The organism is Luteimonas sp. KH_071, assembly GCF_057838005.1.
Map to the genome: position 1 here is coordinate 3,398,838 of NZ_CM174458.1, position 19,559 is coordinate 3,418,396.

Here is a 19,559-nt window from a genome sequence, read left to right on the forward strand (position 1 = left end):
CTTCAGCCCGCCTCCGCTATAGTCGACCGCCGCTCTCGACATGCCCATGCCGATGCCGCAGACCTGCCGCGACACCCTGCCCGCCGCCCGTCCGAAGCGCGCCCGCGCACTGCGCGCCCTGCTGCCCGCACTTGCGTTCGCACTGCCCGCTGCGGTCTTCGCCCAGGCGCTCGACGATTCGGCATTCCGCGTCGCGATGCAGGCAGCCGAACGCGGCCAGCCGGTCGCGCCGGCGATGCAGTCGCATCCCGCAGGCGCGTGGCTGGAACTGGCCGCGCTGCGCCGCAATCTGGACACGCTGCCGGTGACGCAGGGTCGTGACTTCATCACCCGTCACCAGGGCCAGCCGGTCGCCGAGGTGTTCCGCGAAGGCTGGCTGCGCGCACTGGCCAAGCGCCAGGAATGGGCCGCGGTGCGCGAGGCCTGGGCGCCCGGCACGACCAACGCGACGCTGCGCTGCATCGAACTCGACGCGCGTGCCCGCACCGGCGCCACCGATGCGCAGTGGACACGTGACGCGCAGGCGCTGTGGCGCAGCAGCGGCAGCTCGTTGCCGAACGAATGCGATGCACCGTTCGCCACGCTGGCCGCGCGCGGCGGTCTCGGCGATGACCTGCGCTGGGAACGGTTCGATCTCGCGGTCGCCGAACAGGACGTCGGCGTGATGCGCACGATCGCGCGCGGCCTGTTGAGTGGCCAGCAGGCACTCGCCGAAGACTACGCCGCCTACATGACCGCACCGCATGCGCGCGCGCTGCAGTGGCCGAAGACCGCGCGCAGCCGCCTCGTCGCCTCGCACGGCCTGGCCAAGTTCGCCAAGGCCGATCCGCTGGCCGCGGAACGCCAGCTGCCGGCGCTGGCCGATGCGCTCGGCTTCGGCGAAACCGAGAACGGCCGCGTGCTGTACCAGGCCGCGCTGTGGACGGTGGCATCCTATCTGCCCGATTCGGCGCGCCTGCTCAATCGCGTGCCCGAGAGCGCCTACGACGACCGTCTGCACGAATGGCGCGTGCGCGAAGCGCTCGCCCGCAAGGACTGGACCGCCGCGTTGACCGCGATCCGCAAGATGGGCGACAGCCAGCGCAGCCAGTCACGCTGGACCTGGTTCCAGGCGCGCACGACCGAACTCACCGGCGATCGCAGCGCCGCGCAACCGCTGTTCCGCGCTGCGGCGAAGAATCCGGATTTCCACGGCTTTCTCGCCGCCGACCGCGTCGACCAGCCGTACGCGCTATGCCCGCTCGATTTCTCGCCGTCGACCGATGCACGCGCGAAGGTCGCCGCCGATCCGGGCCTGACACGCGCACTGGCGCTGTACCGCATCGACCGCCCCGGCTGGGCGACGCGCGAATGGACCGCCGCGCTGCGCAACTTCGACGACACCCAGCGCCGCATCGCCGTGCAGGTCGCGCAGGAGAACGGCTGGTACGACCGCGGCGTGTTCGGCCTCGGCCGCCAGCCGGAAGAGACGCGTCTGTACACGCTGCGATTCCCGCTGACCCAGCAGGCGCTGATCGAACGCGAATCGCAGCGCCACGGACTCGATCCGGCCTGGGTCGCGGCCGAGATCCGCGCCGAGAGCACGTTCAATCCGAATGCGCGTTCGCCGGCCGATGCGCGCGGACTGATGCAGGTGATGCCGGCCACCGGCGCCGCCGTTGCGCGACGCCTGGGCCTGGCCTGGAGCGGCCCCGACGCCCTGTTCGATCCGGCGACCAACGTCGCCATCGGCACCGCGTACCTGCGCGAGAAGAAGGACATGTACACCCTGCCCTACGTCGCGATCGCGGCGTACAACGCGGGCCCGACCCCGACCGGCCGCTGGCTCGCGCAGCGCCCGGACATGGATCCGGACATCTGGATCGAGACCATCAGCTATCGCGAAACGCGCGAATACGTCGCGCGCGTACTCGCCTTCAGCGTGCTCTACGACTGGCGCATGTACGGCCAGGCCGCGCCGCTGGAACCGCGGATGCGCGGGGCCGAGGCCCAGCGCAACAAGCGTTTCGCCTGCCCGAGCGCCTGACCCGGCGTCAGTCCGGTTTCGCGGGCGTCTTTGCGTCTGCGTCGTGGTGGGACAACCCGTGCGCGGCAGCGCGCTGTTCCCAGCGGCGCCGTGCGAGGCGCTGCAGGTCGGAAACGCGGTCGCTCTCGTCGATGATCTCCTGCCCCAGCAGGGTCTCGACGACGTCCTCCATCGTCACCACGCCGCTGGTCGAGCCGTACTCGTCGACCACCAGCGCGATCTGCTGGCGGCGGTCGAGCAGGAACTCCAGCAGCCCGGTCAGCGGCATGCTCTCGGGCACGCTGCGCATCGCGCGGCCCAGCGTGCGCAGCGGGACGTCGCCATCACCACGCGCCTCGGCCTGCAGCATCTCCGAACGCAGCACGAACGTCGTCGCATCGTCGATGTCGTCGGTGTAGACCGGCACCCGCGAGAACGGCGCCGTGCGAGCGTCCTGCAGCGCCCGGGAAACCGGGGTGCTGTCGCGCAGCGCGGCAACGACGGTGCGCGGCGTCATGACGTCGTGCGCGCGCAGTTCCGACATGCGGAACAGGTTGCGCAGGATGTGCGATTCGCGCGGCAGGATGCCGCCGCTTTCCTCGCCGACGCTGGCCATCGCGATGAACTCCTCGCGATTGAACACGTGCGCCTGCTGTCCACCCGAGATCAGCCGGGTCAATAGCTCGGACAGGCGGATCAGCGGATACAGCACCACGATCAGCACGCGCACGAAGACCGCCGTCGGCGCGGCCAGCCGGCGCCAGTACTGCGCGCCGAGCGTCTTGGGCACGATTTCCGACAGGAACAGGATCAGCAGCGTCGCCACGGCCGAGAACACGCCGACCCAGGCGCTGCCGAAGGCGTCGGACGCCTTCGCGCCCGCGCCGACCGCGCCGGCCGTGTGCGCGATGGTGTTGAGCGTCAGAATGCCGGCCAGCGACTGGTCGATGTTCTCGTGACGCAGGCGCTGCAGCGTCGCGGCGAGTGCCGGGCGTTCGGCCTTGAGGCCGGCGATGAACGACGGCGTGATGCTCAGCAGGACCGATTCAGCGACCGAGCACAGGAACGACAGCAGGATCGCCGCGCCCAGATAGACCAGCATCAGGATCACGTCCATCGAGTCGCCGGACGGCGCGGTGCCGGTCACGGCGGCGAGCAGCGGCCACGGCGCGAGCGTCAGGGCGAGGACAGCGAGGGTGAGACGGCGTCGGGCGGCAGCCACGGGGTGACCTGTGCAGCGGCGCGCCAGTATAGGCGGTCGACTTGAACGGCCATGGCATCATCGCGGCATGAAGATCTACCTCGTCGGCGGCGCGGTCCGCGACCGCCTGCTCGGCCTGACGCCCGGCGATCGCGACTACGTCGTCGTCGGCGAGACCCAGGCCTCGATGGAAGCCGCGGGTTTCCGCGCGATCGGCCGCGATTTTCCGGTGTTCCTGCACCCCAGGACGCAGGCCGAGCACGCGCTGGCCCGCACCGAACGCAAGTCCGGCCGCGGCTATCGCGGCTTCGTCGTCGATGCCGATCCGTCGGTGACGCTGGAGCAGGATCTCGGCCGACGCGACTTCACGATCAACGCGATCGCGGAAGCGCCGGACGGCACCCTCGTCGATCCCTACGGCGGCGCGCGCGACATCGAGGCGCGCGTGCTGCGTCACGTCGGCGCCGCATTTTCCGAGGATCCGCTGCGCGTCTTGCGCGCCGCGCGCTTCATGGCCCGCTTCGCGCCGCTCGGCTTCACGATCGCAGCCGAGACCATGGCGTTGATGCGCGGCATGGTCGAGGCCGGCGAACTCGAGACCCTGACGCCCGAGCGCGTGTGGCAGGAACTCGCGCGCGCACTGGCCTCGAAGCAGCCGTCGGCGTTCCTGCGCACGCTGCACGACTGCGGCGCGCTCGCCGTGGTGCTGCCGGAAGTCGACGCGCTCTACGGCGTGCCGCAGCGCGCCGAATTCCATCCCGAAGTCGACACCGGCGTGCATCAGGAACTGGTCAGCGACATGGCCGCGCGGCTGGCACCCGGCGATGCGGTGATCGGGTTCGCCGCGCTGACCCACGATCTGGGCAAGGCGCTGACGCCGAAGGACGCACTGCCGCGCCACGTCGGACACGAGCACGCGGGGCTGGAACCGCTGGATGCGCTGTGCACGCGCCTGAAGGTGCCCGCGGCCTGCCGCGAGCTGGCGGTCGTCGCCTGCCGCGAACATCTCAACGTGCATCGCATCGCCGAACTGCGCGACGACACGCTGCACGACCTGATCGCCCGCTGCGACGGCTTCCGCAAGCCCGAACGCATCGCGCAGCTGGCGCTGGTCTGCGAATGCGACAAGCGCGGGCGTCTGGGCAGCGCCGAGGCCGCGTACCCGCAAGGCGACCTGCTGCGCCGCGCACACGCCGCGGCGAGCGCGGTCCATGCGCGCGACCTCGCCGATGGCATCAGCGGTCCGGCGGTCGGCGAGGCGCTGCGCAAGGCGCGGATCGCGGCGATCGCGCAGGCGCGCGGGCCGCGCTGAGGGGTGTCGGCTGCAATGCGCGCGCAGGCAGGGCCGATCGCGCGCATTGCTTAGACTGCGTCATCCCCCCAGGACATCGACGCCCATGCCCACACGTCGTGATCTTCTGCTCGGCACCGGCAGCCTGCTGCTGGCCGCCGCCGCATCCCCGCTGCGCGCCGCCACCGGCGATGCATCACTCGACGACGCGCTGGCTGCGCTGGAACACGCCGCCGGTGGCCGGCTCGGCATCGCCCTGCTCGACACCGGCACCGGCCGCCGGTTCGGACGGCGCGATGAGGCCCGCTTTCCGATGTGCAGCACGTTCAAGGCACTGCTCGCAGGCGCGGTGCTGCAGGCGGTCGATCGTGGTCGTGTCCGACTCGACCAGCGCGTCGACGTGGGCGCCGACGATCTCGTCGCGTATTCGCCCTACGTGGAAACGCGTGTGGCCGACGGCCATGCGCGGGTCGACGACCTGTGCCGCGCGACGGTCACGCTGAGCGACAACGCGGCCGCCAACCTGCTGCTGCCGCTGGTCGGCGGACCGCCAGGCCTGACCGCGCTGCTGCGCGAGCTGGGCGATCCGGTCACGCGGCTGGACCGCTGGGAACCCGAACTCAACGAAGCGGCTGCGGGCGACCCGCGCGACACCACCAGCCCGCGCGCGATGGTGGACAGCCTGCAGCGGCTGCTGTTCGGCGACGCACTGCGTCCGCCCTCGCAGGCGGTGCTGGCCGCGTGGCTGATCGAGAACCGCACGGGCGATGCGCGCATCCGCGCCGGTGTGCCGGGCGACTGGCGCGTGGGCGACAAGACCGGGACCTGCGGCGCGGGCACGGCGGCCGATGTGGCCGTGCTGTATCCGCCCGACCGGGCGCCGCTGCTGCTGGCGATCTACGTGCATGGCGCGCGCACGGACGGCGCGGCGATCAATGCCCTGCACGCGGATGTGACGCGCCTGCTCGTCGCGGCGCGCGGCCAGTCCTGAGCGCGCATGCGCCGCGCGCCGCGGCGGGTCAGCGCTTCGCGGCGGCCAGCCGCTCCTGCAGGGCCATCGCCGCGGCGGGGTTGCGTTCCTTCGCCGCCGAGATGAAGAACACGAAGGTGTCGCGCGGCGTGACCGGCGCCGCATCGCGCGCGCCGGCATAGGGCAGATCCGAAGGCGCCTCGCCCTGCGACCAGTCCAGCGCGCGCCGGGCCCAGGCGTCGAGCTGCAGGCCGGGATAGCCGGTCGCGCTGGACGCGCGGCTGGCCATCAGCCGGGCGTAGACGAAATCGCCGGTGATGTCGGCGAAGGACGGGTAATCGGTGGAGTCGGTGAACACCGTCGCCACGCCGCGCGCACGCGCGAGCCGCAGCCAGGCCGCGCTCTGGAACGCGGGGTGCCGCACTTCAACCGCGTGGCGCAGCGGCAGCCCGTCGACGGTATCGGGCAGCAGGTCGAGGAAGGCTTCGACGTCATCCGCATCGAACCGGCGCTGCGGCGCGAACTGCCACAGCAGCGGGCCCAGATGGTCGCCGAGTTCGGCGATGCCGCCTTCGACGAATCCGGTGATCTGTTTTGCAGTGCCGGCCAGCGCGCTTGCACCGACGATGTGACGCGGCGCCTTCAGCGAGAACACGAAGCCCGCCGGTGTCTCGCTGCCCCACTTTGCATAGGTGGCCGGCTTCTGCGCACCGTAGAAGGTGCCGTTGATCTCGATCGCGGTCAGCCGGCGGCTGGCGTATTCGAGCTCGCGTTTCTGCACGAGGCCCTTGGGATAGAAGTTGTCGCGCCACTCTGGATACGTCCAGCCGCCGATGCCGGTGCGGATGCCGTGGACGGGCACGGGTACGTCAGCAAACAGGTCGTCCATCGGAATCTCCTCGCGCCGCGGCGCGATCAGTCGGGGTGCTGCGCGAACCGCAGGCGATTGTGGTCGGGATCGACGAGCACCATCTCGCGCGTGTCCCAGTCGGTGTCCCAGGGCGGCTGCACGATCGGCACGCCGGCCGCGGCGAACGCGCGCGCGCAGGCGTCGACGTCGCGCACCTTGAAATACACCGCCCCGCCCGGTGCGCAATCGCCGGCATGGGCGGTCAGGAACAACGTCTGCCCGTCGCGGGTGAGTTGCGCGAACAGCGGCATGTCCGCCTCGAAACGATGCGCCCAGTCGACGGTGAAACCGAGCGCGGCGTAGAACGCGAGGCTGCGATCGGCGTCGGTCATGCGCAGCTGCGGGATCACGGTCTGCATGGCGCTGCGGCCTTCGGCTCAGCCCGCGGCGAGGCGCGGACGCACGTGGTGGTCGAGCAGCGTACCCAGCGGCGCGAGCGCCGGGTCGGTAGGTACGACCGCATCGAGATAGGCGAGGAACCGCGGCGCATCGGCGAGGTACTTCGGCTTGCCGTCGCGGTGGTGCAGGCGCGCGAAGATGCCCATGACCTTGAGGTGCCGTTGCACGCCGGTCAGCGCGACGTCGCGCACGAACTGCGCGTGCACCGGCACAGGCAGGCCGGCGGCCTGGGCGCGGGCGTGATAACGCGCCAGCCAGGCGTCGGCCTGCGCTTCGGACCAGCTGTGGAAGGCATCGCGCAGCAGGCAGGCCACGTCGTAGGCGATCGGACCGGTCACCGCGTCCTGGAAATCCAGCACCGCGACACCGCCTTCGACCGGCATCAGATTGCGCAGCATGTAATCGCGATGCACCAGCACCTGCGGCTGCGCGAGCATCGTGCCGACCAGATGCGCCTGCACCGATTCCCAGCCGGCGCGCTCGTCATCCGACAGGCTCACGCCCAGATGCCGACCGAGGAACCAGTCCTCGAACAGCGCGAGTTCGCGGCGCAGCATGGCCGCATCGAACGCCGGCAGATCGTCCGGTGGCGCGATCGCCTGCAGACGCAGCAGCTGTTCGAAGGCCGCCTCCATCAGCGCGTCGGCATCCAGCGAGGCCAGCGCCTGCAAGCAGGTCTCGCTGCCGAGATCCTCGAGCAGCAGGAAACCCGATTCGACCTCGCGCGCCCGCACGTGCGGCACGCGCACGCCGTGCAGTTCCAGCAGATCGCGGATGCGCAGCCACGGGCGCACATCCTCCAGAGCCGGCGGCGAATCCATGACGATGCGCGACAGGCCGTTCGCCTCACCGCGCCAGTAGCTGCGGAAGCCCGCATCCATCGACGCGCGCACGAGCGTCAGCGTCGCGTCGCCGCTGGCCTCGCGGGCCCAGGCCAGGCGGGCTTCGGCGCGTGCGGCATCGTCGGCGAGCGCGGACGCGTTGGGAGGCAGGACAGCGGACATGCGGTGGGCCAGTTCGAAAGTGGGGGATTATCGGGCAATCGGTGCGGTGCTCAGCGCCCGACCCCGTCGAGCCCGCGCGTGTCGAACTGCAGCAGCACGTCGCGGAACGGGGTGAGCCGTGTGGACAGACCGACGATCACGCCGAGCGTGTTGGCGAATGCATCGGCGGCATCCTGCATCCGCGTGCCGGTCAACGCGCCCTGCGCGTATTCGAGACCGATGCCGAGCAGCACCAGCCCGATGCCCGCGCCCAGCAGCGACGGCCAGCGCGCGTAGAGCTGCACCGCGGCCGCGGCCAGGGTGAAGTAGGCGAGGAAATGGCCGAGCTTGTCGCCATCCGGGACGTCCGGCATCGGCACCGACGGCGCCAGCGACAGCACCACGACAGCCGCGATCGCCGCGATCCACAGCCCGCCCCACAGCACGGGACGCCGCAGCGGCTTGAACGCACGGCCGAAGCGCGGACGCCGGCTCACGCGTGCGTGCTCACAGACGGTGGCTCATGTCGCCGATCAGAAAGGCGTGATCGAACTCGACATCCTTCGCGAATCCGATCGCCTGGAAGGCCTCGCCCATCTCGCCGGGCAACGTGAGCCGCTTGGCCTGCTGGCGCAGCGCGTAACGGCCGGCCTCGTCCGTCGCCAGTGCCTCGTGCGCGGCCAGGCGCTGTTCGAGGCGGTTGCCGAGCAGCAGCGAAGTCTGGTTGCAGTAGCCTGCGAATTCGAAGCCGGCATGCGTGCCGGCCTCGGCCAGCGCGGTGAAATCGACCGAGGCGGTCAGATCCTGCAGGCCCGGCAGCGCGAACACGTCGCCGGTCACCTGATGGCGATGGAAGGCGCGCAGGGTGCCGGCGTCGCGATCGTCGCGGTAGAACTCGCGCCGCGCGTAGCCGTAATCGACGAACAGCATCGCGCCGCGCGTGAGACCACCGGCGACCGCCTGCACCCAGTACGGCAGCTGCGGCAGCAGTTCCGAGCGATAGCCGTCCGGCAGCGGCCCACCGCGCTGGCGCTCCACGTGACGCACCGCCGAACCGAGCAGCGCGTCCGCCGGATGCACGGTGCGGCCGAAACCGTCGCCGTCGCGGGTGACGTATTCCTCGAACACCTCGCCCTCGCCGATGACGAAGCGCGGCGTCGGCAGCGCATCGACGACCTCGTTGGCGAACAGCACACCCTGCCAGTCGCCGGGCATCGGGCCGTCGACCCACTCGACGCGCGCGAACAGGTCGGCCGGCAGGCGCTGCTGCAGATGGTCGCGTTGGCGTTCGCGCAGATCGGCGCTGGGCTCGAGGATCGCGTAGCGCGCCGGTACCGCCTCGAGCGCCGCCAGATGCGAGAGCGCATCGCCGGCGAACGCGCCGCTGCCGCCGCCGATCTCTAAGAACTGCGCATCGGTACCGATCTCGCGCAGCACCGGCGCGAACGCCTCGGCGATGCACTCGGCGAACAATGGCCCGAGTTCGGGCGCGGTGACGAAATCGCCTGCAGCGCCGAACTTTGCCGCACCCGCGCTGTAGTAGCCCAGGCCCGGCGCATACAGCGCCAGCTCCATGAATTTCCAGAACGGAATCGCCCCGCCCGCTTCGGCGATCTGGGCGTGGATCAGGGCGCGCAGGCGCTCGCTGTGGGCGAGCGCGTCGTCACTCGGGGCGTGGGCTTGGCTGGACATGCAGAAGTTCCGGAACAGACCCGGATCAGGATACGCGAGCCCGCCTGACGGCCTGCCGTCACACGCCCGCCAGGCGCGCCAATCCGGGTCACGCGCGCAGGATGCGGGCCGGACGATCACAGCGGACGCGAGGTGCACGGAACGCGGACCGGCAGGTGACGTAAGGTGACGTCCCGTCGCCCGATCACGCACCGGCATGTCCGCATCCGCATCCGCTCCCGTCGTCCTCGTCACCGGCGCTGCCCGTCGCATCGGCGCAGCGATCGCGCGTCGCCTGCATGCCGACGGTTACGCGGTGGCGTTGCACTGCCATCGCTCGCGCGACGACGCCGATGCGCTGGCTGCTGAACTGGATGCACAACGACCGGGCAGCACGCGGGTGCTGCAGGGCGATCTGGCCGATGCCACGGTGTTGCCGACGCTCATCGAAGGCACCATCGCGCACTTCGGCCGGCTCGATGCACTGGTCAACAATGCGGCGGCGTTCGCGCCGACAGCGTTCCACGACACGGATGCCGCCGCCTTCGATGCGCTGATGGCGACCAATGCACGGGCACCATTCCTGCTGGCGCAAGCCGCGGCGCCGCATCTGCGCGCGGCACGCGGCGCGATCGTCAACATCGGCGACCTGTACGCCGAACGCCCGCGCGCGGATCTGGTGGCCTATGCGGCGTCGAAGGCCGCGCTGCTCGGCCTGACCCGCGGGCTCGCGGTCGCGCTGGCGCCGGAGGTGCGGGTCAACGCGGTCTCGCCCGGGGCGATCCTGTGGCCGGAGGACGGCGCGAACGCCGCGCAGCAGTCACGCATCCTCGAAGCGACCCCGCTGGCCCGGCTCGGCAGCGCGGACGAGATCGCTGACGCCGTGGCCTGGCTGCTGCGCGGCGGCTTCACCACCGGCGAAGTGCTGCGGCTCGACGGTGGACGTTCGCTCTAGGGCCCGTCCGCTCTGCATCACGGGCGTCTTCTGCAGGCACGCGCCTGCGTGCGGACAGGCGCTCCAGCCAACGGCGATCGCGCGCAAGCGCGCGCCTACATGCGCTGCGGCATGCGTCTAGCGCTTCGCCTCGAACGCATGCGCCAGCTGCGCGCCCGAGAACCCGTCCGGCACGTCGTGCGACACCGCGTAGCGGTACAGCGCGGCCGAATAGATGCCGGTCAGCGCCGCCTGGTAAACGCCCAGCAGCAACACGCCCAGCACGCACACCACGCCCACGCCGATGCCCAGCGGGACAGAGGTCTGCAGCGCGATGAAGGTCAGGCCGACGCCGATCATCGCGACCAGCGTGGTCAACAGACCGAAGGCCGCGCCGATACCGACATTGCCGATCGCGTTCTCGCCCCAGGTGCGCTTGAGCAGGGTCACGCTCTGCTTGAGGGCGTCGATCGGGCCGATGTCGCGGCTCACCAGCACCGGCACCACGAGGAAGGTCGCCAGCGTCCACGCGACGCCGAGCCCGCTGCCGAGCAGGCGCACCAGGAAGTTGTTCTCGTTGTGCTTGAGCGACTGCAGCACCACGCCCACGGTCGCCGCGATCGCCGCATAGCCGAGGATCGCCGGCAGTCGACGCCTCGCCGCCGCCAGACCGTCGGACAGCGTCGGGTCGCCCCCGTCGAGACGGATCATCGCCGCGCCGACCAGCGCGCAGTTGAAGAACACGATCACCGTGTACTGGCAGAAGTAGAAGACGAAGGCGAGCAGCAGGCCGGCTAGGCCGATGCCGTGCTCGAAGACGCGGAGTGCGAACAGCGGCAGCACGAAGGTCGCGAGCACTGCCAGCGTGGCCAGGCCCGACAGCACCGGGAACAGCATCAGTTCCTTGTCCGAGCGCAGCACGGCCGCGCTCGCCTTCACCAGATCCCAGCTCCGCGACAGCTTGTCGAACATGATCGGTCTCCCCTGTGTGTATGCGACGCCGGCACGCAGGCGTCGATTCGATGGTGTCGCCCGGCAGGCGCGTTGCCCAGTGACAGACGTCATCTTCGGCGGTCGGGCACTACCACGACGTGTCGTCGGCGACCAACGTGACCAGCGGATGCGCACCGGTGGTCGCGCACACCGCCGCCTGCAGTGCGGGCAGCCCGTCGAACAGTTCGGGGTCCGCGAATGCGCGCCGCACCGCAGGCTCCAGTCCCGCGGGATCGCGCAGCCACAGCGCGGCGCGGGCACGCTGCAGCCGCGCGGCGTGATCGAACTGGTCGTAGTCCTGCGGGCAGACGATCGCCGGACGCCCCGCCGCCAGACACTGGTAGAGGATGCCGGCGCCGCCGTGATGCACGACGAGGTCGTAGCGACCGATCCAGCGCGCGTAGTCGACGTAGGCCAGGCGCTGGTAGTTGCGGGCGTGCGCGTGATGTGCCGCCGCGGCATCGCCATCGCTGAAGTGGAATTCCACATCCGGCATCGCCGCGGCCAGCGCGCGCAGCCGCATATCGAACGCGTCCTTGGCCCAGCGCAGATGTGTGCCCAGCGTCACCAGGACATGGCGGCGGCCTGCGACGAAGCGCGGCGCCGGGCGCGCTGCCAGCCACGGCGTGTCGCTGCCGGGCGTCGGCAGCCGCGGCCCGATGAAACGCAGCGCGGCCGGCCAGCTGCGCGGAAATTCCAGCGCTTCGATGCCGAGCGCGAGAATACGTTCGGGCGAGTACACCGCTTCGCTGCCGTCGTCTCGATACAGCCGCGGCAGGCCCAGCACGGTCATGCGGTGTCGATACGCGCGATGCACGCCGCGCTTGAATCTGCGCACCGCCAGCCGCGCCAGCGCGTGCTGGAGATGCTGGCCCGCATGCGTGGCCGGCGACAGGCCGCCCATATAGGCCGGCGGTCCATCCGGCGCTTCGAGCACGCTTGGCGACGGCAGGCTGGTCCACCAGCGGATGCCGAGCGACTGCGCGACCGCGCCTGCAGCCGGCACAGTGAAGTCGGCGATGACGAGCCCAGGTCGCGTGGCCGCGTCCGCATACGTCTCGCGCAAGGCCTGTGCGAAGCGCGCCATGACGTCGAGCGCGGCGCGCAGTTGCCGGTGCATGCGCAGCGGATGGTTGCGCACCGCGTAACGTGGATCGGAGATCGCATCGAGCACGCGCTCGGCGTCCGCATCGAGCAGCGGCACGCCGACCAGACCGGCGCGGGCGACCTGCGCCATCGCCGACGGGGTCGACAGCACCCGCACCTCGTGCCGCGCGGTGAGTTCGCAGGCCATCGCGAGCACCGGATGCAGGTGGCCGCTGTAGGGCGGTGCGATCAGGTCGATGCGCATGGCGTCGCCGCGATGAACGCTTCGCACAATGCCTGCACCTCGGGCTGCCGCAGGTACGCCATGTGTCCACCGTCGAGGCGGCGCACCGGCCCGCGCCAGCCGACGCGCGAGATCCAGTCGCTGCGGCCCTGCACGCACAGCAGCCGGGCGACGTCCGGTGCGTGTCGCGCGACCGGGCCGTAGGCGAAGACATGCAGACGCGCGCGTAGCGAGTCATCCAGGTGCAGGTTCGACAGCAGTTCCAGCCCGCAGCTGCCGGCCAGCAGCACGACGTTGTCGGCTCCTTCGAACGTCGCCGTCACCGATGCGCGGTGCTGCCGGGCAAACGCGGGGCGGCGCGCACCGATGTAGTCGCCGAGGTTGCGCCACGCCGCCACCGGCAACGGGACAGCGATGTGTCCGTGATCTGGCGCGGCATACGGAAAATTGCAGTCGACGAGCTCGCGGCCGGGTGCACGCAGCGCCTCGAGAAACGCCTGTTGCTCCGGACTCAGACCGCAGCGCGACCGATCGCTGCGGCCGGTCAGGAACGCGATGCGGATCGGCGCGGCAGTTTCAGGCGACATGGAAGCCACCGTCGGCATGCACGCGATAACGCCGGTTGCGCCAGCGCACCGTGCGCACGCAGCTCGCGTGCAACAGATGCAGCGGCTGCAGCAGCTCGGCCAGCAGCGAGAGCAGCGGGCGCTGTGGCACGGACACGCCGAGCCTGCGCTGCAACCATGCGGGCACAGCTGCACGGACCCCGAGCACGCCGACGACCCAGAGCGCACCCCCAAGCGTGGGTTGCATGCCCAAGGCCACGCCCATCGCCCACAGCAACAGCGGCGGCAGGCCATGCAGCAGCGTGATCAGGACCCGCATCCGCAGTGGCTGGCGCCGCAGCAGCAGCGTCGCGAACAGCATCCAGCGATGCATCTGGCGCAGGTAATGCGCAGGGCCGTCGATGCTGGTGCGCACGCACACAGGGGCAATCGTCTGCGCGATGCGGCCGCCGTGCGCGCGCACCTGGTCGGCCATCGCCAGGTCGTCGGCCAGCGCGCGCAACAGCGGCGCGAAGCCGCCGAAGGCGCGCAGGCGTGCGGTGCGCAGCGCGTAGCACATGCCGTTGATCGACACTGGCGGCGCCCAGGCCAGCGGCGCGAGATAGGTCAGCGCCGCGTTGTCGTTGACGAACTGCGCCAGCAGCCGACCGGGCAGGCGCTCGCCGTCGTCGACATAGCCCGGCAGCGCGGTCGCGATATCGGCGGCCTCGAGCGCCGCGACCAGACGCGCGAGTGCGCCTGCGGTCAGCGTGGCGTCGTCGTCGAGCACCAGGCACACCGGCGCGTCGACCGCAGCCAGCGCGCGGTCGAGCTTGAAGCTCTTGGGGTTTACCCCGTCGGGCGCGGGCGTATTGACGTGCACGGCGATGACAGCGTGCGGATGCGTGGCGCGCAGCGATGCGATGACCGAGTCGGCGTGCATGTCGCCAGCGTCGACGAGCCAGTGGAAGCGTGCATCGGGCAGTGCATCGAGCGTCGCGCCCAGCACGTCGATCAGCCGCGGGTCGCCACCGAGGATCGGCTGCAGTACCGCGACCTCGTGCATCGCGAATGCGGCATCCGACGCAGGCACCGCTGACTGCAGGCGGATCTCCCGCCACGCACAGACCGCGCGCAACGCCAGCAAGGTGCCATAGGCGCAGGCCAACACCGCCGCGACGCTCAGGCCGCCCACTGCGCCCGCTGCCAGGCGATGAAACCCTCGATGCCGGTGTCGATCGACACACTCGGCGGGCCGAGATCGGCGAGCATCCGCGCGGGATCGAAGGTCTTGGAGTACGCGAACACACCGACACCGAAGCGCGTCAACGGCGGCTCGCCGCGCAGCCGCAGGCGGCGCCACAGCCATTCGGCGACGGTCGCCATGCGCAGCGCAGCGCCGATGCGCACGCGCCGCGTCGGCGCTGGCAGATCCAGACGCGCCAGCACGTCGAGGAGCAGGGCCTGGATGTCGACCGGCTGCGCGTTGGTCAGGTTGTAGCTGTCGGCCGGGCGGTCCATCGTCGCGACGCGCAGCAGGTAATCCGACAGCGTGTCGATCTGGATCAGGTCGCCGACAACGGGCCGGTCCTGTCCGGTGAACAGCGGCAACGCGCCGCGACGCGCGGCTTCGAGGATGCGCGGAAACAGCACGGTGTCGCCGACGCCGAACACCGCGCGAGGCCGCACGATCACGTGCGCGCCGGGATAGTCGCGTACCAGCTGTTCGCCGGCGTACTTGGTTTCGGCATAGGTGTTGACGAACGTCGGGCCGACCGGGCTGTCCTCGCACAGGTCGTATTGATGCGCCTCGCGATAGAACACCGAACTCGACGACAGATAGACCAGCCGCGGGTTGCCGTTGCGACGGCAGAAGTCGATGACGTGCCGCGTCGCGTCGACGTTCTGCGCGATGTACTCGGCGCGCGTGCCCCAGGGCGATGAACGCGCGGCGGCGTGGATCACCACGTCGGGCCGCACCGGCAGGTCGAAGGGCTGGCTGAGATCGCAACGGATGTAATGCGGCAGATCGGTTGCGCGGCGCCCGGTGCCAACGAGCTGCAGATCGGTGCGCCCGGCATGACGCCGCAGAAACGCGCCGCCGACGAAGCCGGACGCGCCGGTCACCAGGATGCGCATGCGGGACCTCCGCGCGTCGCCGCGCGATACGTGTCGAGACTGGCCTGGCAATGCGACGGCAGGATCGCGACATCGGGGGCAGTGACCGCGAGCGTGTGCAGGCGCTCGACGGTGCGCACGTAGGCCGCCCAGTCGTGGGTCACCAGCCGTGCCGGCCAGGTCGGCAGGCGCCGCTCGCGGAACGTCAGATGCGACCAGCAGGCGTCGGCGCACAGCAGGACCGCGCGGTCCTGCGCATCGCGCAGGCACAGCCCCATCTGCCGCGGCGCGTGGCCCGGCATCGGGACCGCGAACAGGCTGCCGTCGCCGAACAGGTCGACGCCGTCGCCCAGGCTTTGCCAGGGCGCCGGCAATGCACGTGCGACGCCATCGCCCGCATAACGCACGCGTGCATCGAAATCGGTCGGGATCAAAGCCGGCAGCCAGCCGTTGCGCAGGCCGCGCACGCGCGACATCGCGCGCATGGCCTCCAGATCCTCGCGCATGCACAAGAAGCCCGCGTTCGGCAGGTCGCGCAGGCCGGCGATGTGGTCGGCATGGAAATGCGAGACCAGGCACCAGCGGATATCGGCCGGTCGCAGGCCGTGCGCGGCGAGCTGCACCTCGAGCCGCTGCGCTTGCGGCAGCTCGACCGGCGTCGCCCAGCGGTACAGGCGCTCGGGGAATCCCGCGGTCGCGTCCATGAAATGCGGCGCGTAGCCGGTGTCGTAGAGCATCGCGCCCTCGGTCGGATGCACGATCAGCGCGACCATCGACGGAAACGTCACGTTGCCCCAGCGCCCACCGGCCAGCGTGACGCGCTCGCAGTGGCGGCACTGGCCGACATCGAACAGGGTCAGATCGACGCGCACGTCAGTACCGCAGCACCGCGCCGCCGACCGACAGGCCAGCGCCGGTGCCGAGCAGCAGGCAGGTATGGCCGCGCTGGAGGCGCCCGGCATCGATCGCGTGGTGCAAGGCATGCGGCAGCGAGGCGGCGACCTGGTTGCCGTGCTCGCCGAGAATGCGCACCGTGCGCGCCTCGGGCAGTCGCAGCGCCTGCACGATGCGGTCGAGGCCGCCGCCCGAGGCCTGGTGCGGCACGATGCAGTCGAGCGCGTCGAGCGTGACACCGGCCGATTCGAGCAGGCGCGTCAGCAGCCGCGGCAGACGGCGACCGGCCATGCGGAACGTCGCCGGGCCATCCATTTCGAAACGGTAGGCATCGCGGTCGTCGTTGCGCGGATCGCCCGGCGCGATGCGCGTGCCGCCGCCGCGGATGCGGCAGGCGTCGGCACCTTCGGCGAAGGTCTCCATGCGCCAGGCCAGCAAGGCCGAATCCTCACCGGAGGCCGCGGCGCCGAGCACGACCGCCGCCGCGCCATCGCCGAACAGCGGCGCGGTCACCGGATCGTCCGCGCGCAGCCCGCGCGAGGGCACTTCGCTGGCGACGACGAGCACGCGTCGATACCGGGCCGTCGCAATGGATGCGGCCATCAGGTCCAGCGCGACCAGAAACCCGAGGCAGGTCGCATTGAGGTCGAAGGCGGGAATACCGGAATCGCCCAGTCCCAGCGCGCGTTGCACCAGCGCGGCCTGGCAGGGAATCGGCTGCTCCATCACCGCGCAGGTCGAGACGATCGCATCGAGCGCGTTGCCGTCGATGCCGGCCGCCTGCAGCGCGCGCTCGGCGGCGCGCGCCGCCATCCAGGAGGCGGTCTCGTCATCGCCGGCGACCCCGCGCATCGTCACGCCGGTCGCGGCCTCGCTGCTGCCTGGCGCAAGACCGAGTCGCGCATCGAACACCGTCGAGGCCACGCGATGCGCCGGGTGATGGCAGCCGGTGCCGAGGATGCGCAAGCCCGCAGGCGCGTCCATCAGCCGTCGAGCCCTTCCACGCGCTCGAACGGCGTATCGCGATCCGCATGCGCGTCCCACAGCTGCCCGAGCAGCACCCCGTCGACGGGATGTGTCCAACCGGGTGCGATCTCCGCCGCGGGTCGCAGCACGAACGCGTGGCGCAGTTCGTCGCGCGGAATGCGGAGGTTGCCGGCGCCGCTCAGCACCGCGTCGTCGAACAGCACGATGTCGATGTCCAGCGTGCGATCGCTGTAGCGCGGACCGCTGCGATCACGCCCCTGCGCGTCCTCGAGCGCATGCAACCAGTCGTTCAATGCGGCGGGCGCGAGATCGGTGCGAAGCGTCGCGGCCGCATTGAGGAAATCCGGGCCCGTATAACCGACCGCCGGAAAGCGGTAGACCGGCGACACCACCACGTCGTCGAAGCGCGCCCGCAACGCGGCGATCGCCGCACGCAGATGGGTCTCGGGATCGACGTTGCTGCCGAGGCTGAGCAGGGCGATGGACATGGCGCGCTCCGGTGGGGGCGCCATGATCGCCGATTGCCCCGCGTCAGCGCGAGGCACGGCGCGTGGTTCAGCCCGCGTCGGGGGCAGCCAGAGGCGGCGCGGCGCGCGGACGTGGACCGTCTGCGGCCGATGCAGGATCGGTGTCGTCGACACGTCGCAGATTGACCTCAAGCGGCGCATCGCTGTGCGCCTGGAACACGCGCAGGCCGAACTCCGGCAGGATCGCCAGCAGGTGATCGAAGATGTCGGACTGGATGCCTTCGTAGACACCCCACGCGGTGTCGTTGGTGAACGCGTAGATCTCCAGCGGCAGACCCGCCTCGGTGGGCTGGAGCTGACGCACCAGCAGCGTGAAGTCCTGATGGATGCCGGGATGGTGACGCAGGTAGTGCTCGATGTACGCGCGGAACGTACCGAGATTCGTGACCCGGCGATGGTTGACCGCCTCGGCGCCGCGCTCGGCGAGCTTCGCGTTCCAGGCCGCCAGTTCCTGGTCCTTGCGGTCGAGGTAGGCGTCGAGCACGGTGAAACGACGGAATTTCGCGATCTCCGACGGCTCGAGAAAACGCACGCTGTGCTGGTCGAGGTGCAGCGCGCGCTTGATCCGGCGGCCACCGCCTTCCGACATCTGGCGCCAGTTCTTGAATGCATCGCTGACCAGCTTCTTGGTCGGCACCGTGGTCACGGTGCGGTCGAAGTTCTGCACGGTGACCGTATGCAAGGCGATGTCGATGACGTCGCCATCGGCGTTCTGGCTGGGCATCTCGATCCAGTCGCCCACGCGCACCCGGCCGTCGTTGCTGATCTGCACGCTGGCGACCAGCGACAGGATGGTGTCCTGGAAGATCAACATCAGCACCGCGGTCATCGCGCCAAGACCGGTGATGATGTGCAGGAACTCGGCACCGATCAGCGTCGCGACGACCGAAATGCCGACCAGCACGAACATGATGATCTTGACGACCTGGAAGTAGCCCTTGATCGGCTTGTTCTGCGCGCCGGGTCTGCGCTCGTAGCCGCTGTTGACCGCATCGAGCGCTTTGGAGACCGCCAGCGCGATCGTCAACACCACGAACACCTGGCAGAAGCGCTCGACCAGCATCACCAGTCTGGGTGGAAGATCCGGGACCACGGTGATGCCCCAGGCGATCACGAGCGCGGGGACCACGTTGGCCAGCCTCGGGATGACCTGCAGCCGCACTTCGTGATCGTGTTCGGCGCCGCCAAGCGGGGTCTTCATCAACAACTTGCGCAGTCCCCGCAGCAGGACGCGCTTTGTCACGAAATTCGCGATCCACGCCAGCAGCAGCAACCCGCACAGCACCGTGACGGTATAGGCCCAGGGATAGGGCTCAAGGACGTCACGGAGGCGTTCGAGCTGGGTCTGCATCGGGCGGGAATCTCCTGGTCACGCGCCACGCAGGCGCTGCGCCAGGCCGCGGAACATCAGGCCTGGCGCGTACGTTCGATATGGACGCCGACCGCGCGTGCACCACGCACCGCGCCCGGCTTGCTGAGCTTCAATCGTACCCAATCGACCTTGAACTCCTCGATCACGATCGCCGCGCAGCGCTCGGCGAGCGTCTCGACGAGACCGAATTCGGAGGCGGAGACATAGTCGATCAGCCGCTTGCTGACAGCCTTGTAGTTCAGCGTGTCGTTGATGTCGTCGCTGGCCGCGGGCACGCGGTTGTCGAACGCCATCTCGACATCGAACACCAGCGGCTGGCGGATCCGCCGCTCCCAGTCGTAGATGCCGATCAGCGCCTCGATCTCGAGGCCTTCGATGAAGACTTTGTCCATGGCGGCGATTGCATGCGGCGGAAAGTCCGCAGCTTAG

General features: G+C 70.3%; 20 protein-coding genes. 4 read left to right on the top strand and 16 right to left on the bottom strand.

All coding sequences use genetic code 11. The features are described from left to right. Positions 1-40 precede the first annotated feature (40 nt). The gene (locus AC3IRM_RS15630; protein WP_489204005.1) at positions 41-2,026 is read left to right on the top strand and encodes a lytic transglycosylase domain-containing protein; all 1,986 of its coding nucleotides are present in this window, start codon (positions 41-43) and stop codon (positions 2,024-2,026) included. A 7-nt stretch (positions 2,027-2,033) separates the two neighbouring features. Here AC3IRM_RS15630 and AC3IRM_RS15635 read toward each other — a convergent pair whose 3' ends face one another. Then, positions 2,034-3,227, bottom strand: coding sequence for a hemolysin family protein (locus tag AC3IRM_RS15635; protein WP_489204006.1), 1,194 nt, complete (start codon positions 3,225-3,227; stop codon positions 2,034-2,036). A gap of 67 nt (positions 3,228-3,294) precedes the next feature. On the opposite strand from AC3IRM_RS15635, the gene AC3IRM_RS15640 reads away from it, so the two are divergent. Together AC3IRM_RS15640 and bla are read left to right on the top strand one after the other, a co-directional pair. Next, positions 3,295-4,518: a multifunctional CCA addition/repair protein gene (locus AC3IRM_RS15640; protein WP_489204007.1), complete on the top strand. Its 1,224-nt coding sequence runs from the start codon at positions 3,295-3,297 to the stop codon at positions 4,516-4,518. Positions 4,519-4,603: 85 nt separating this feature from the next. Continuing rightward, on the top strand, positions 4,604-5,488 hold the full coding sequence (bla, locus tag AC3IRM_RS15645) for a class A beta-lactamase (RefSeq protein WP_489204008.1): 885 nt from the start codon (positions 4,604-4,606) through the stop codon (positions 5,486-5,488). 28 nt (positions 5,489-5,516) lie between these two features. Here bla and AC3IRM_RS15650 read toward each other — a convergent pair whose 3' ends face one another. The 5 genes from AC3IRM_RS15650 to AC3IRM_RS15670 are packed head-to-tail and all read right to left on the bottom strand — an operon-like array spanning position 5,517 to position 9,451. Then, entirely contained in the window at positions 5,517-6,356 is an 840-nt protein-coding gene (locus tag AC3IRM_RS15650) for a DUF72 domain-containing protein (protein ID WP_489204009.1), read from the bottom strand. 26 nt (positions 6,357-6,382) lie between these two features. Beyond that, a complete protein-coding gene (locus AC3IRM_RS15655; protein WP_489204010.1) occupies positions 6,383-6,736 on the bottom strand; it encodes a bleomycin resistance protein in 354 nt (117 codons plus the stop codon). 18 nt (positions 6,737-6,754) lie between these two features. Then, entirely contained in the window at positions 6,755-7,780 is a 1,026-nt protein-coding gene (locus tag AC3IRM_RS15660; RefSeq protein WP_489204011.1) for an aminoglycoside phosphotransferase family protein, read from the bottom strand. A 50-nt stretch (positions 7,781-7,830) separates the two neighbouring features. Next, the gene (locus AC3IRM_RS15665) at positions 7,831-8,256 is read right to left on the bottom strand and encodes a VanZ family protein (protein ID WP_489204012.1); all 426 of its coding nucleotides are present in this window, start codon (positions 8,254-8,256) and stop codon (positions 7,831-7,833) included. Positions 8,257-8,266: 10 nt separating this feature from the next. Further along, on the bottom strand, positions 8,267-9,451 hold the full coding sequence (locus AC3IRM_RS15670; protein ID WP_489204013.1) for a class I SAM-dependent methyltransferase: 1,185 nt from the start codon (positions 9,449-9,451) through the stop codon (positions 8,267-8,269). A gap of 196 nt (positions 9,452-9,647) precedes the next feature. Here AC3IRM_RS15670 and AC3IRM_RS15675 point away from each other — a divergent pair, with 196 nt between their 5' ends. Further along, positions 9,648-10,385: a pteridine reductase gene (locus AC3IRM_RS15675; protein WP_489204014.1), complete on the top strand. Its 738-nt coding sequence runs from the start codon at positions 9,648-9,650 to the stop codon at positions 10,383-10,385. 117 nt (positions 10,386-10,502) lie between these two features. Here the strand turns inward: AC3IRM_RS15675 and AC3IRM_RS15680 are convergent, their stop codons facing one another. The 10 genes from AC3IRM_RS15680 to folB form a co-directional block, all read right to left on the bottom strand. Beyond that, a complete protein-coding gene (locus AC3IRM_RS15680) occupies positions 10,503-11,336 on the bottom strand; it encodes a DUF6159 family protein (protein WP_489204015.1) in 834 nt (277 codons plus the stop codon). Positions 11,337-11,445: 109 nt separating this feature from the next. After that, positions 11,446-12,708, bottom strand: coding sequence for a glycosyltransferase (locus AC3IRM_RS15685; protein ID WP_489204016.1), 1,263 nt, complete (start codon positions 12,706-12,708; stop codon positions 11,446-11,448). Then, entirely contained in the window at positions 12,693-13,283 is a 591-nt protein-coding gene (locus tag AC3IRM_RS15690) for a hypothetical protein (RefSeq protein ID WP_489204017.1), read from the bottom strand. The genes AC3IRM_RS15685 and AC3IRM_RS15690 overlap by 16 nt, the downstream gene beginning before the upstream one ends. Beyond that, on the bottom strand, positions 13,264-14,427 hold the full coding sequence (locus AC3IRM_RS15695) for a glycosyltransferase (protein WP_489204018.1): 1,164 nt from the start codon (positions 14,425-14,427) through the stop codon (positions 13,264-13,266). Before AC3IRM_RS15695 ends, AC3IRM_RS15690 begins: the two co-directional genes overlap by 20 nt. Next, complete coding sequence (locus tag AC3IRM_RS15700) at positions 14,415-15,371, bottom strand: NAD-dependent epimerase/dehydratase family protein (protein ID WP_489204019.1); 957 nt, start codon at positions 15,369-15,371, stop codon at positions 14,415-14,417. Before AC3IRM_RS15700 ends, AC3IRM_RS15695 begins: the two co-directional genes overlap by 13 nt. After that, positions 15,356-16,222: an MBL fold metallo-hydrolase gene (locus AC3IRM_RS15705; protein ID WP_489204020.1), complete on the bottom strand. Its 867-nt coding sequence runs from the start codon at positions 16,220-16,222 to the stop codon at positions 15,356-15,358. The genes AC3IRM_RS15700 and AC3IRM_RS15705 overlap by 16 nt, the downstream gene beginning before the upstream one ends. 1 nt (position 16,223) lies before the next feature. Beyond that, on the bottom strand, positions 16,224-17,228 hold the full coding sequence (locus AC3IRM_RS15710) for a 3-oxoacyl-[acyl-carrier-protein] synthase III C-terminal domain-containing protein (protein ID WP_489204021.1): 1,005 nt from the start codon (positions 17,226-17,228) through the stop codon (positions 16,224-16,226). Then, complete coding sequence (folK, locus tag AC3IRM_RS15715) at positions 17,228-17,719, bottom strand: 2-amino-4-hydroxy-6-hydroxymethyldihydropteridine diphosphokinase (protein ID WP_489204022.1); 492 nt, start codon at positions 17,717-17,719, stop codon at positions 17,228-17,230. The genes AC3IRM_RS15710 and folK overlap by 1 nt, the downstream gene beginning before the upstream one ends. A gap of 67 nt (positions 17,720-17,786) precedes the next feature. Continuing rightward, the gene (locus AC3IRM_RS15720; protein WP_489204023.1) at positions 17,787-19,109 is read right to left on the bottom strand and encodes a mechanosensitive ion channel family protein; all 1,323 of its coding nucleotides are present in this window, start codon (positions 19,107-19,109) and stop codon (positions 17,787-17,789) included. 56 nt (positions 19,110-19,165) lie between these two features. Next, positions 19,166-19,522: a dihydroneopterin aldolase gene (gene folB / locus AC3IRM_RS15725; protein WP_489204024.1), complete on the bottom strand. Its 357-nt coding sequence runs from the start codon at positions 19,520-19,522 to the stop codon at positions 19,166-19,168. Between the last annotated feature and the right edge of the window lie 37 nt (positions 19,523-19,559).